This is a genomic window from Oscillatoria sp. CS-180 (assembly GCF_028330965.1).
Lineage (GTDB): Bacteria > Cyanobacteriota > Cyanobacteriia > Phormidesmidales > Phormidesmidaceae > Halomicronema.
Map to the genome: position 1 here is coordinate 1 of NZ_JAQMUB010000051.1, position 13,445 is coordinate 13,445.

The 13,445-nt window shown below is 46.3% G+C and carries 14 protein-coding genes; 2 read left to right on the forward strand and 12 right to left on the reverse strand.

The window, feature by feature from the left end:
• Positions 1 to 184 precede the first annotated feature (184 nt).
• Positions 185 to 670, forward strand: a complete 486-nt coding sequence (locus PN498_RS12330) for a Uma2 family endonuclease (RefSeq protein WP_442951418.1) — start codon at positions 185 to 187, stop codon at positions 668 to 670.
• A gap of 292 nt (positions 671 to 962) precedes the next feature.
• Here PN498_RS12330 and PN498_RS12335 read toward each other — a convergent pair whose 3' ends face one another.
• From PN498_RS12335 to cas10, 12 genes are read right to left on the reverse strand one after another with little or no spacing between them, the layout of a single operon-like run.
• The gene (locus tag PN498_RS12335) at positions 963 to 1,343 is read right to left on the reverse strand and encodes a mCpol domain-containing protein (RefSeq protein WP_272063102.1); all 381 of its coding nucleotides are present in this window, start codon (positions 1,341 to 1,343) and stop codon (positions 963 to 965) included.
• Complete coding sequence (locus PN498_RS12340) at positions 1,340 to 2,383, reverse strand: hypothetical protein (RefSeq protein WP_272063103.1); 1,044 nt, start codon at positions 2,381 to 2,383, stop codon at positions 1,340 to 1,342. The genes PN498_RS12335 and PN498_RS12340 overlap by 4 nt, the downstream gene beginning before the upstream one ends.
• A 30-nt stretch (positions 2,384 to 2,413) precedes the next feature.
• Positions 2,414 to 3,037 carry a hypothetical protein gene (locus tag PN498_RS12345; RefSeq protein ID WP_272063104.1) on the reverse strand — a complete coding sequence of 208 codons (624 nt, stop codon included), beginning with the start codon at positions 3,035 to 3,037 and terminating at the stop codon, positions 2,414 to 2,416.
• Positions 3,037 to 4,074 carry an RAMP superfamily CRISPR-associated protein gene (locus PN498_RS12350; RefSeq protein WP_272063105.1) on the reverse strand — a complete coding sequence of 346 codons (1,038 nt, stop codon included), beginning with the start codon at positions 4,072 to 4,074 and terminating at the stop codon, positions 3,037 to 3,039. Before PN498_RS12350 ends, PN498_RS12345 begins: the two co-directional genes overlap by 1 nt.
• The gene (locus PN498_RS12355) at positions 4,064 to 4,555 is read right to left on the reverse strand and encodes a hypothetical protein (RefSeq protein ID WP_272063106.1); all 492 of its coding nucleotides are present in this window, start codon (positions 4,553 to 4,555) and stop codon (positions 4,064 to 4,066) included. The genes PN498_RS12350 and PN498_RS12355 overlap by 11 nt, the downstream gene beginning before the upstream one ends.
• Positions 4,552 to 5,556: an RAMP superfamily CRISPR-associated protein gene (locus PN498_RS12360; RefSeq protein WP_272063108.1), complete on the reverse strand. Its 1,005-nt coding sequence runs from the start codon at positions 5,554 to 5,556 to the stop codon at positions 4,552 to 4,554. Before PN498_RS12360 ends, PN498_RS12355 begins: the two co-directional genes overlap by 4 nt.
• Positions 5,557 to 5,581: 25 nt before the next feature.
• Positions 5,582 to 6,208 carry a hypothetical protein gene (locus tag PN498_RS12365; protein ID WP_272063109.1) on the reverse strand — a complete coding sequence of 209 codons (627 nt, stop codon included), beginning with the start codon at positions 6,206 to 6,208 and terminating at the stop codon, positions 5,582 to 5,584.
• Positions 6,209 to 6,259: 51 nt separating this feature from the next.
• Positions 6,260 to 7,417, reverse strand: a complete 1,158-nt coding sequence (gene csx7, locus PN498_RS12370) for a type III CRISPR-associated RAMP protein Csx7 (RefSeq protein WP_272063110.1) — start codon at positions 7,415 to 7,417, stop codon at positions 6,260 to 6,262.
• 5 nt (positions 7,418 to 7,422) lie between these two features.
• Positions 7,423 to 7,857 (reverse strand): hypothetical protein, encoded by a 435-nt coding sequence (locus tag PN498_RS12375; protein WP_272063111.1) that lies wholly within the window; start codon positions 7,855 to 7,857, stop codon positions 7,423 to 7,425.
• Positions 7,854 to 9,137 carry a type III-D CRISPR-associated RAMP protein Csx10 gene (csx10, locus tag PN498_RS12380; protein WP_272063112.1) on the reverse strand — a complete coding sequence of 428 codons (1,284 nt, stop codon included), beginning with the start codon at positions 9,135 to 9,137 and terminating at the stop codon, positions 7,854 to 7,856. The genes PN498_RS12375 and csx10 overlap by 4 nt, the downstream gene beginning before the upstream one ends.
• The gene (locus PN498_RS12385) at positions 9,134 to 9,913 is read right to left on the reverse strand and encodes an RAMP superfamily CRISPR-associated protein (RefSeq protein WP_272063113.1); all 780 of its coding nucleotides are present in this window, start codon (positions 9,911 to 9,913) and stop codon (positions 9,134 to 9,136) included. Before PN498_RS12385 ends, csx10 begins: the two co-directional genes overlap by 4 nt.
• Complete coding sequence (cas10, locus tag PN498_RS12390; protein WP_272063114.1) at positions 9,910 to 12,426, reverse strand: type III-B CRISPR-associated protein Cas10/Cmr2; 2,517 nt, start codon at positions 12,424 to 12,426, stop codon at positions 9,910 to 9,912. Before cas10 ends, PN498_RS12385 begins: the two co-directional genes overlap by 4 nt.
• Before the next feature lie 879 nt (positions 12,427 to 13,305).
• Here cas10 and PN498_RS12395 point away from each other — a divergent pair.
• Positions 13,306 to 13,445, forward strand: a 140-nt coding sequence (locus tag PN498_RS12395) for a DUF2887 domain-containing protein (protein WP_272061233.1), incomplete at its 3' end; no start/stop codon positions are given.

Consider the following 13,445-nt stretch of genomic DNA (forward strand, 5'->3'; position numbering starts at 1 on the left):
CGCGCCCCGTGCCAGTCAAGATGTTCTTGGAGCGTCTTTCTCAATTCGCTATAGTCAGTCATGGGGTTTCTCAAGAGTTGTGGTAATTCTGATGAAACCCCACCCTTACCTTCTTTTCAAGCTTTTTGTCCTGTACTGAGCCGCCGACCTTACCCTTTTTCCCGACAACGACAAGCGCTACGAAATTATCGACGGAGAACTCATTGCGACCCGTGCCCCCTCCTGGAGTCATCAAAAACTGACTGGTCGGATTTTCAGCGCTTTAGATGCTTGGTGCCAATTCAATGGTTTTGGCGAGGCGGCTATTAATCCCGGTATTATTTTCACCGATGAAGATAACGTCATTCCTGATGTGGTGTGGGCCAGTACTGAACGATTAGACCTATTGCTAGATGAAGCCGAACATCTCACAGGCGCACCTGAACTGGTAGTTGAAGTGTTATCTCCTGGGGAAAAAAATGAACGACGAGACAAACAACTCAAGCTCAAACTTTACTCTCAGCAAGGTGTTCAAGAATACTGGATTGTCAATAAGAATTTGCAGCAGGTGCAGGCTTATCGTCGGAAAGAAGCACTATTGACCCTGGTGATGACGTTACAAAACAGTGACCAGCTAACATCACCATTGCTGCCCAAGTTTGCTTGTCCGTTAGGCCAAATCTTCCAATAAACGTATTAAGGCAAAATGCGGAACTCGGAATTAAAAATATTGCGACAAAACCCAATTCGCTACCCAATTCGCTCGGTGATGATGAGCGATCGCTGGGCTTCTATGGTTTCAATCATGTAGCCTCCTCACTGGGTCATCTCTATTCAGCCTAGTACATGAATTCAGACAACTTTACGTATCAAGATACTGATGACGACGCTAGGTTTTTGACTAGTAAGTAGAGGGATTTACTACTTCGACTTGTTAGTGTCAGAGTGTTATGGCATTCAAAATGTTGCATAGGCTACCTTTTCTAATCGTTCTCAACCCAAAGAGCGTAAATACCTGCATCTAGATTGATGATCATATTTTTCCCAGATGCTTTTGCATACTTGAGAGCTATATACGCGTCTTTTATTGTGTTACCTATTCCAGCGGAAAAGCTGAGTGATTCTTGCTGAAAATTGAGTATTCTTATTAATTTTCCTAAAGCTTGTTCCTGTCCCTTACAAAGGAGACTATCGCCAGCACAAAAGATGACTTCTAAATCTAACTCTCTGGCCTGGCTTTCTAGCCTTCGAACAGTATTCTCTACGCTCCGGCTAAATTCTGCAATTTTTCTTTCATCGTTTTGCAGCAGAAAAAGTTCTAGTTTTGCCCCTACATCATCTCCGTCAATACCAATGTACTTCATTTAGAAAAGACTTCAGATAAATTGATTTTGTCAAGTATATATAGTGAACTATTAATGACTAATCTCGCTTCATTTTCTCCTCTAAGACAGTCATAAGCATGAGAGCTAAGGTTTCTATGAACCCTAATAAGGTCTATTAGTTTGTCAAGGGCCTGTAATTCCTTCAACTGCTCTTGATATGGTAATAATCCTTTATTCTTTTTTCCTCTGAGTGGATCGCAAAAGTTAACTTTGAGCCAATTTATGGACTCCTCGAAGTTCTTTGGAGATTTCACTTGAATATCTCCAGCTGCTTTTCTTTTGATTCTATTAGGTAGTTCGAGAGAAACTTCCTCAATTATTTGAGCAATTTTCGATATCGAATCAGAATACTGCTCAAGGAAATAGCTGTCTATACAGCTTTCAAGCTGTAAAGCAAGCTGATTCCTTAAGAAGCTGCTTTCAAATTCTATGTTTTTTAATCTTGCCACTAGATCTGCAACTTTGTCCTTGTAATAAAAAATTTCAAAGAAAGTGTATTTTCCAATTTTTTCAAGGTTGACTAGTGGAGAGATTACTTCAATTTTATAGTCACTCTCAGATAAATGCTCTGGCATTGACTCGAATTTGTTGCGATTAACAATCAAGAAGAATAAGTTCTCTATTTGAGATAAACTTGCAGAGGCGTACAAGGTGCTCGAAATAAATTTGTCGCCATTGGTTAAGTCAATTACGATTTGCGAGCGATCATATATTTTAAGTTGCTCACTCAGAATTCTAGGAACTTCCTTATGAAAACCACTTTTATCTAGAACAATCGATTCAATCGCAATACCTTTAATGTATGTTCTTATGATTTCATTACGTTCGCTCTCGACAGGATTTCCTTCATGGTCGAAAAGCGAACCTTGTTTAATAATTTTCCCGTCAATTTCACGAGCAGGAGAGATGTTGTCAATAAAAAGTACTTTACTTATTTGATTGGAATAGTGTTTGTTAGCTAGGTAAACTACATTGAAAATGGGGCCAAGGTTGGGGTTTCCCGAGATGATAAGCTGCATGTATTTCTAAGTCAAGAACAGGGTTGTTTTCTAGTAGATCGTTTTTATTTTTTTGATAGAATTGCCATTACGCAAATTTTCAATTCTCACATTAATATTTTGACCCAAGCGTAGCTTACTAGCTAATTTGGGCTCTTTCTGAGTGAGCTTGATGCTTCCCAAAATTTCGTAGGTTACTTTGTTGCCCTTGATAGTGGTGACTGTTGCCTCCAGCTCTTGGCCGACTTCAAACTTGTTAGCCTGAGTGACTGCCTGAATTTCAGCTTCGCGCTCTGACTGAACGGTTGGCTGTGCGATTTCGCCCGTGGGGACACCCTTGTCGTAATACAGCACCAGACGAGCGGCCCAGCTCAGGATGTAGAGCATTCGTGGGGCATCCTCTTGGTAGCTGCTAAGGTACTGGCTGCAAACTGCATCCAAGCTCTGGTAGTAACCTAGGGTGCGTTTGCTGTGCCCGATCGCATTCCCGTGCCGTACCAAAGTTTTCAAATAATCAAAAAACTTCTTGCCTGCTCCCGCTTCATCTTGCTGATCGCGCAAATAAGTCGCCGCCTTCCGCAGCTCATTCACATCCGTTCCTTCGATCACTAGTTGACGCGCGATCGCATCCGCAATTTGCCATTGAGCATCGGTGAGTTCATCAGTGGACAGCATCAGTACATTCCCTCCGGTGCAGTCCAAACAGTGGGCCATTGCAAGATCCTAGCCAGAGCCTCCAATTGGGGTAGCTCTACCAGCTTGCTGGTTTTAGCAGCCTGAGTCTTTTCCTGAATGAATTGGGTGACGGCTTCCCTGCTTAAGGTTTCAGCAGTTGGAGGAGTATAGCTGGTGTAGCGTTCTCGCACGTTTTGGGTCACCTCCAGTTCAGGAATCGAGATTTGAACCGTACCCATGCCGACAGGCTTTCCACCTCCTAGTTTCAAGGCCATCGGATACTTAGAATCTTGCCCAAGCGCAATCAATAGCGTTCCTAACTGAGCTTCTGTCAGATTTCTGAAATGGATTGCCGTCTTAAAGGTGAATTCGGTTCCCGCCTGCTGAACAGGGATACCGCGAGCTCCTCCGTCTACTGCTTTCACGGCATGGCGATAAAATTTGCGGCCCGCTGCTCGTCCTCGATTAAAATAGGCGTCCCGCTCTTCTGGACGAGGGCGGTAGAGAGAAGGCATGAATCCAGTAACAGACTTAGCGGATTCGCAAGTGGCATCGGTGAAGTGAACCAGCCCTTGCCAATCTAAAGCACCAAATACCTGACTGGCTGGGCAGAGGCTTTCCTTGCTGCGACAGGGCAGTCGCTCTTTCGGCATTTTTTGACGATAGCGACTGGAAATGACGGCTAGCGTGCTGTTGGTAATCGCTTCATAAATAGAGCGGATACATCCTTTGAGCGAACTACCCTGAATGAGCAATTGCTGATCTTTGCCCTGCACCATCGTTTTGATCAGCGGTACCCGACTGCCCACATCACTGCCAAGTGCTGTCACACCAGTCGAGACATGCAATGCCGTAAGTACCTTCAGTGTGAGGTGTAGCGTGCCATGATAGCCGTTATTGGCATAGCGATGATGGCCAATGGGGGCTTTCAAAGACGGTCGCTGCCGAGGAAAGGGCACCAGCGCATAGGGTTTCTCTGGGCCTTCAGCAATTTGAGCCGATCGCTTGATTGGTCGATTGGGTCGATTACTTACCACGCTTGATTCCCCTTAATGCTACAAACTGCACAATTCCAGTCCTGCAGTCAATGAAATATCGCTGGCCGATATCAAGACCGTCTGGATAAGTTATCCCTCGCGGGAATCGAGTTTCGGTCGGCGGATAGAAGTTGGCATTGAGGTCACGAATTAACCATTGCTGCTCTTTACCCAACGGCTGTAATGCTTGATCCTGAATCTCTGTATTAGATAGCAGCAAGACTGTGTATTCATCGCCTTGGCGTTTCCACCGCAACTCTCGATGTGGGCTAAAGACTTGTCCCTCTAATGAGGACAAAAAGCCTGCCTTCGGTAGCCCAACATGGAATGTGATAGCTTCGGGCGATCGCAAACAATACCAGGTATCCCCCGTCAGGCAACGCTGAATCAACTGTTCTAAATCAGCCTGATTGAGGTCATTGCTCTGAATGCTCACAAAGCCTAGGGATTCGATTTGACTTGTAGCAGTGGCTTGGGTCATCGTGCCGGTGCCTCCAACCGCTGGCTCCAAGCACTTACGGCGGCTTCAAAGAGCTTCTCCACCTCACCTTCTGGCCAACAGAGTCGCACCCCTAACCCGTACTGCATCTTTTCGAGGAGGGGACTTTTTTCTTCGTTATATTCCCGAAGCGTATGAACATCATTAGGGGGAAAGCCATAATTTTGGCGTTCGTCATTAGGTAGAAAGGCTCCGGCTCCCTTTAGTGCGATCGCAGGCCACCGAGTATTGCTGCCTAGAGTGACAATCTGCTCTTCTCGGACAACACAGCTGGGATAGTCAACTCTGGCATCATTGAACTTGACGGCAACTAAACCCATCCCCCGTGACTTGGCAAACCCTAAACCAAACCAGCCATCGTCAAGATCGCGCAGAACCAGTCCTAGCAGCCCAAGCTGCTCTAGCGTGAAATTCTTGAGGTGAATTTTGGTGCGAAATTCGCCCTCGGTGCAGACCTGATAGTTGAACGGGCCGACGGCAACCGAACCAAATACCCGGTCAATGGCGACACCATTGCGTTCTTCTAGTCGAGGTTTGGGCTTCTCAGGATCAGGGTAGGCGTCTTCAATGCGAAGGCGACTGGCGATCGCGACACTGCCAAACAATTGATCAGTGAACGATGACCATCGATAAATTTTCTGAGTATCGGTTTGCTTTTCTAGATAGGTGTAGCTTTTTCGATCCAGCGGATCCGTTGCCCAGAGAGGTATTTTAGGATCATCTTTTGGATCTAACTCAAGCAACTTTGATGGAAGTCGCTCGCTACCAAGAGTTCTAACGATGCGCTCAGCATGGGCACGTAATGCGCCCTTCAGAGAACTACCCGGAAAGTAGATTGAGCGTCCACCCGCATGGTAAGTCTCAACAAACTCCATGTCAGGTTTGGTGGGATCAGCACCCTCTTTTCCCGATTTAACCAATACCGGCCCTTGGGGAATAATGCTGAGATCAATGGTGCAGTGATTCACAAATCGTTTGTGCATACGTTGATTCGTTATCTTGATGTGGTTAGGCGGGCGCTGGAACTCTTGCATCTAGCTGGATTTCGCATTGTCGGAAAACATAGTTGACAACTGCGAATAAACGGTCAAGCTCTTGAATAGTATAGAAGGTTGAATTTTGGGTGAAAGTTGTTTTGTTAAGTTTGCCGAATTGCCAAACGTCGCCATTTGAGACAATGCCAAAAACAGTGATATCGAGGCCATCATTTAATCGTTCAGCAGCAATCATTTCGGCTAAGCACTGTCCCCAGCCCGCATCAAAATCATCAAGCTTAGCTTCTACAAGTACGAAATAAGGCTTGTCAAAAACGACCTTTCCAAGGGGCGATCGCCGAGCCAAAATATATTCTGGAAATCCTGATAAGTCAGCGCTACAGTTCAGAGATTTTTGACTCCATATCAGAAATTTCTGACGATAGTTCTTCCAGACTTCCTTAAGAATGGGATACACTAAATTCTCGCAGATAGCAGCCTCAGAATTATCCACCACAGCTTCTCGCATCATTAAGCTGAGGTCTTCTCTGAAGTAGTCCGAGACAGAAAAGGGAACCTCCGAAATGAAATCTGCCTCGGTGTAGGTGATTTGAAATTCTTGAACAGTTTCACCCAAGCTTTTGTATTGACTGAAGGCCATCGTTGCTTATCCCCATTCTAGAGTTATGTTTACAACTATCTATCTAAGGACTCACGTAGGACTACCTTCTTCAACAGTCATCCTATTGTTGGAGTTTTGTTGGCGTAGATAGTTAACGAGAGCAGTCGTCCAATGCGTTTTCAACGCCTGAATTTCTTGGTTGGTTTTGACATACGGCTGGAACCGATCTTGAGTGATATTTTGTAAATATTCGATCAGTTCTTCAGGATTACTTGGACAAATCCAAATCATTTCATCAAGGTGCAGTTTGACGATGCCTAAACCCCGCGATCGCCCGCCTCCCAAAGGAATTTGCTCACTTTCAAACTGGTGTAGTCCAATCATCAGCAAACCGAGTTCCCAATTTTCTACATTTTCGGCGACAGCATGAAACTGGAAGGGAGTATTGCCGGGAACGACTTGAAAGTCATAGAGTTTGCCATCGGTAGCTGTTTCGGTGTCGCGATCAATTGCAACGCCGTCTCGTTCCTGATACTGACCAAACCAGGTATCTGGCAATACTGTGAGATCGCGTACCTGGAACTTGCTGGATATCCAAGGTGAACCGAACAATATTGAAGCTAAATCAGTCTCATTAGAGATCGCTTTAGTCAGAGCTGAGTCAAACGATTCGTATTGTTGTTTAAGTTCTTCAAGGTCTTGAGATTCTGGAAATTTGTTGATGTGTACCAAATCTTCAGGAAATTCAAGCCGATCAGAAGGTGGAAGTGGCCTCCCTGCTTCTACGTCACTCTTGAATTGAATGATCTTAGTTAGTCGAACGAGAGGAAGGGTCAAAAATCGTTTCCAATCTTCGTCACAAGACGTTTGATTCTCTTGTTTGAGGTCATTAATCCAGCACAATCTAGCAATCTCATTGAAAGACATATTCTTCAAAATCTTAGCTTCAGCAGCAGTCAAAGCCCATTCAGTCTCATTTGAAGGATTAGCTACGACCTTCCTCAAAAGCTCCGGGTTTTCAGTAAAAATTGGATCATTTCCTAAAATGCCGCGCAGAAAAGCTTCGAGGCGCGATCGCATGGCTCCCTTGAAACTCGATCCGGGAATCAGCGGTTTACCTAAAGCATCTTTCACCACAGGCAAATCAGATCCGATAGGTTCGAGCGATCGCCCCTGGCTAATTCTCAAAGCGGTCACTGTTGTGAGAGTCCCTGTGATTTCTAATCGATTTTTGAACACATCAAACATGGCGTCTATCCCTCACTATTTGAATTCAAATATCTGAGATGACGTGCCCCGTAACCTAAGTAACGGCGAATCAGTTCCATCCATACCCGCTTTTTCTCGTCTGTCTCCTGAGCCGCTTTGACAATTTCTTGAGCTGATGTATTCAATCTGCTGTCAATGTCTTGAATAATGCGTTCGGCCAGAGATTTCTCACCTCGTCCCCACTTTCGCTCTCTTCCCACCTGATAGCGAATGAAATTTTTCACGACTTCTGGGCTTTCGGTACTATCAGCAACTCTCACTAAATTGCGAAACTGCGACTCTTCCAACTTGTCGCGACCCGATGTAGGGTATTCACAGGTATTTAAGGCATCTTCAACTGCAATCACCAAAGCATCTTCAGCCTGGCGAATGCCTCGTTGAATTTCGAGTTCGTGTTCTGGACTAATAGTTTTATTCACACTGGCTCCTCCCGCATGATCCGATGAAACTCATCGCATACTTTAATTTGACCAAAGCCTTCGCTAGTGCGATCGCCCACACCTTGCGACTCCAAATTAGCCAATTTTTTTATCCAGTTATCCTGTTCAACTTCTGGAATGTTAAACAGAAAAACACTTCCCATCTTTGTTATAAGTTCTACATCTTTCGGCAATCCCCAAGCGGCGTTCCAGCCAGAGCGATAGTCATAGCTGCTGTAGGCCATTTCGAGCGTGACTTTGCTCTCAGGAAGTTCGGCGAGTCGACTTAGTATTTCCGCAGAGAGGACAAATGTGCGTCGCCAGTTTTCAGTCAAGATAGCGTCGGACTCTAGACTGATCGAAAAGAAGGTTTTGTCTGCGATTGAGGAAGCACCAGAGGCAAACTGACTCCACTGCTGCCAGCGATCATCCTTGAGTCGATGATTAAATTGATAAATTCGTCGTTCCACGTTAGTGGTGGAATCAGCAACATCTTCTAGCTTGACGGATACCTCGACTTTGCCTAGCCCACGGGAAGCTGCACCCCCTAGTCGAAAGCGATCGCGTTCCTGCCCAATAAATGCACATAACTCCTCCGCCAGATTATCGTCATTCACAAGGATGGAGCTGCGATAAACGGTGGACTGGCGCTTCGCTTTTCCTTGAGTCTCATTCAAAACTTCCAAGCTGTAGAGGATTTCGTCTTGGGCAGTGGCGCGTCGGCGGTTGATGCCGACCCGTGTGAGCAACCGCTTGCTGACGGAATGAGAAACGTATCGAGTCCAGGGTTTGTCTCTTTGAGTCTCATCATCTTCGTAATAGCTATAAAAACCACCGAAGGGTTCTACGCGATCGCCCTTTAAATCATTAGGTTCATAGAACAAGCCATGTTCTCTTGCACAGTAACTATCGATAAGAGAGTCAAAGACACCTGATCTTCCATCATTTGGACTCTTTTTGAAGCCACTATCGGTTTTTGAACTTAGCGCCGTGGCAGGCAAAACACGGATTTCGCCGGGACTGACCGTGTAGTTATCTTCGCCAAGCTTAGCGATCGCTGGATACGCATTCTGAAAAATCGCAGCCTCTTCTTCAATAAATAGTCTATGAAAATCATCTCCGGTTTCTGGCGTACCATGCTGCAAGAGTTTGCCCGCGATCGCGCCTCGAATCACACTACCGGGAATGTAGTCCATCGCTTCGCTGACGGAGCCGCCAGGTTTGCGTTGCCCAATGGCGAGGGGTGCTTGAGCGGTGATGGTGAGGTCAATACGTTTCATGATGCCTCCTCTGTTGCGGAAGGCGCAGCATCACTTGCTGGCTGCTGTAACGAGTCCCAAGCGGTTTGCTCGATGGGATGATTGAAAAGGGGCGAGTCCCAATGTAGCCAGCCGAGTCCGGTGGATTTGCTACCGCCTAGTGCGTGGATGTGTTTGAGTCCTGCAATCAGCAGTAACTTGGTAAAGTTAGGCGATCCTGGCTCCAGCGTGATGCTACCTGTAAACCTTAACTGGGCATTGGCGGGCGAGGTTTCTAAGAAATAGAGCTTCTTTTCTTCGGCGGTGCGACGACGACGGTTGATGGTGACGCCGGGACGCAAAACTTCGGGAGTGTTTTCAGGTGGTTCAACACAGACTAGATCGCTGAATTGAATACGAGCGGGTAGAGCTGGGTTGCCAAACATCTGGCAAATCAAACAGTGATGTTGCTTACGACCATCGGCAAAACTTTTACCAACGTCGTAAGCGTCTCGGCTGAATGCGGAGTCAGTCAGTCCAATTTGAGGGCACATGGTTTGCGCAACGGGCGATTCGCAGGTGGGAAAGTGCAATGCTCGGGTGAGCTTTTCGCACTCATGACGTAGGCGACCTTTAAGCTGTGAAGCGGGAATCACGAGTCGACCGTTGGCGGTTTTGAGAAGGGGTTTATCAGCTTGTGATCCGGAGGAACCGCCCGCACCCACACAGAGGGCCGTATCGATGACGGCTGTAAGTGGAATATCTTCTATCTGATTAGTTTGAATGGAGGCATCAATTAAATTGCTGAGTTGAATCATGATGATGCCTCCTCACCCTGAAGTGATTGAGGGGCTTCTGGAGAGTCCTGTATATCTTCGGAAACCTGAATGAACTCATAAAGTTCGACCAGTTCTCGCCACAAAGTTTCGTAAGTGGTTTGGCTGTTTTTGCGGATGGCCGTTAGCCAAGGGGCTAAATTCCCTTGGTTGGTTTCGGCTTCACACCAGGCTGCCTCAAAATCCCTTTCTAAAAGGCGCTGTTCTTTTTTGCCCAATCGAACGCGGAAATAGCGATAGTTCAAGATTGCTGTGCGTTTGCCTTGCTCTAGCAGGCTGCGGATTTGGTAGAGCTGCGATCGTGGAAAGCCCGATTCTTTCACGACTCTCACTGTTTTAATCAACCCGCCTAGTTCATGCAAAGTATAAGGAGCAGCGTAAAGCTTCAGCTCCTGATTTCTTTCTGAGAAGTGCACCGTTAATCCCTCATTTCGGAAGGACTCAACATTGGACGAAATCATCGTGACAGCCTTCAACGTCAAGAAATCGACCGTGCCACCAAAATGTCCGTTCTCACGTAAATCTTTTGCCTTTTTCTTAGCCGATTTGAGCAGTTGTGAAACGAGCTTATCGGCGTAATAAATTGGGGTGTTGACAGCTGTAATCAGAACTCCGCTGGAGATACTTAAACAGCATTTCGATTGAGGAGCCGTTTCTTTCCTGTATCGATGACAGGAACTAGCATCTTTTTGATCAGCAGGATTAATTCCATATCGCTGACGTTTATTGCCATTGACATCTTCGTCGGTTTTACCTTGTAAAATTGTCTCGAATTTCTCACCAATCTTTTGGGCAACTTCTAAAGCCATATTTGCAGGTACGATTAGCAGCACATCGTCACCACCGATCGCGATTATTTCAAACGGATGAATCCACACAGGAGCTTTATTATCTCGCGAAGACTTAGCATCTGGGGTGTAGCGATGCGGTTTGACACAATGCGCTAAAGCCCAATAAACAGACTTTTCTGTCGCTTCAAACACGTCCTGACTGAATTGTTGGTAGTGTTCTGGCGTTTTGATTTGATCGCGAATGTAGGCACCCATATTGTTGCCGTCGGCGTAGATATAGGCTACATAGCCGTTGCTGGCAGAGCCAATTTCGGTAAGCGATCGCGTTTCTCGGGTGTAGTGGTTTTGAATATCAGGACGTTCAGTATTGAGAGACTGAGAATCGGTGAAAATTTTTCTGGGGGAAGGATCGTAGATATCAATGATTTCGTGATCAAACAAGAACTGTTCAAACTTGTTCACCCAGCTCGAAAGTCCAACCTTGAACAAGTCCTCCCGTATACGTTTTTGTTGTTCTGTTCTGAATTCAATGCCTCGTGCTTGGGCTTCGTCATCCAATACCTGAATAGGATTCCATTTCTCAAGCAGTTCCGTTTTCCGATACCAGGCTCGCCAACGTGAGTTTTCTCGCTTAGTTACTTGCCCAATCCAGCGTTTACGAGCTGATGGCTCAGAGAATTTAGGATTGTCAGGCAGAATTTCCTCGACTTTGAGTTTGTCGTCTGATTGCTCAGGATTCATTTCTAGAACGCTTGCTGGAGTTAGTTCTAGGACTAAAGAGCGCCGATCGCTGCCATCCCGCATTAAATAAGGATGGGTTTCAAACATGGGTGGGTAGCGGCGGCTGGTGGTTCGGTCTGGGGTATCGTAGCCGCTACGCCGCTGGTTAAACTGATTCGCTAATTTTCCTACCAATTCGCTAAATCCCTTGCGCTGTCCAAAAGCTTCTTCAGGAGTCAGAGCTTCAACGCTTTGTCCTTGTTCGTTAGTTTCTTTCAACAGGCCGAAATAGGCTCGGAAGGCAGGGTTGTTTACATACGGCTCAAGCTGATCAAGCCAAAGCGTGTCTTCGATAGAGCGATTCAGCCGCCCTAAGTAAATCTCTAAGGGAGCAAATTTAGCCCCAACGGCGCAGGCGTTGGCCGTTAGTGTTTCGGTGATGTAGCGCTTCTCAATAGCATTCGTTAAATCATCTACTAAATCTGTTGGACAAAACGCCAGGATGTTGCCCCCAGTGGAGTAGATCACCATTTCAGGGGTTAACGCATTTTCTAAGGTAGGGAAATGATGGTGTAGCCAGCTACTGCGAATTCGTCTGCAATAGACCGCAGCCTCACGACACTGAGAAAAGCGATCGCTGTCTGCCTCAGTCTCTGCATGAAAAAATGCGGGTAGGTCAACTAGATTAATGCGATCCAGCAGAGCAGACGCTCCACGGATTTCCTGCAGGTCAGCAGATTCAAAGACGTACTGCTTAATTTTGGTAGCCCCGCCATAGACAAGTCCAATCCGGGAATTCCACAGCAGAGGATACTTCTCTGTAAATTTCTTCAGGTCAGCCGCTGTCTCGAACGTCTTGAAGGGATCATGGAGATCAGCGCTCGCAGCGTTTAGAACCTGAGTAACTTCATCCGATGTATGGTCGCTGTTCCAACTGAGGCAGTGAGCGATCGCAGTGGTGATCTGTTTACGAAAGTCGTCCATGTAGAGCTGAATCTTGCTGATCTTTCTTGGTCAAGGCTCAGATTGCCTTTAGTTCACTCGAAACTAACCTTGACTTACGCAAAAACCCATAGGACGTTAACTTCTCTTCATGTCCATAGTTGGGATGACACAACTGCAAGTCAATTAAGCCTAGAAACATAGCAAAATCCAAGTGATGTCTGCTGGCCATATTGGGTGCATTGAGCAAGGCATGCCTGAATATTTCAATGGGCTTGAGGGAAGTGCTTGAGAAAGCGAATGTAGAATCAGCGCAGCTTCATACTGTTACAAGTTTGTCTCTTTTTTGATGAACCTGCCCGAAAAGCTTGTCTCTGGGTTTTCACCTGAGCCATTATGGTTGCATGACTGTGCTTAGACACGTCGCGATCTACAGATTCCGCTACATTCAGCAGCCCTTGGTGCCTTATGCATTGAGGGCTGCTGACTATTCACCAAGACTGTAGCTTGTTGGAACCACACATACGTGCAAGCACGGAACTTTGGAGAACACCTGAATTTAACTGAACTTTTCCCTATGGTCTCTAGAAATCAGGTGAGCCATTATCAAAACATCCTGTAGACTCGCGTGTGCTCCTTGAGCACGGCTCGGGTTGGAGCTTCTCTAACGAGGACTTCAGCCCGACTTTTTCTTTTTAAAGGACATTGCTGTAGCTCTTACTTCCAAAGCGATGATGACGACTAGATTGCTCGTCATGAAAGCTTGATTCCTGTTTCTGATCCTGCGCTGCTTTTCCTGTAGGGAGATGGAAGCGATTGGGGAATGCGATCGCTAACGTTACGCTTACGCTTTCAACCTCTCCGCCTTCTCCACAGTCCATTCGTACGATAGGATGCGGGCTGTCCTGCTAGTTCTACACAGTGAAAACCGACTCGCTCTTCTACTCGCTCTTTCAAACATCACCTTCCGTTTTCTTCGAACTGATTGGTCAGCCGGCTGCTAATGCTGCGGGCTATCGCTTTGCTTCAGTAGAAGTCAAGCAAACGGCGTTTCGCCTTGA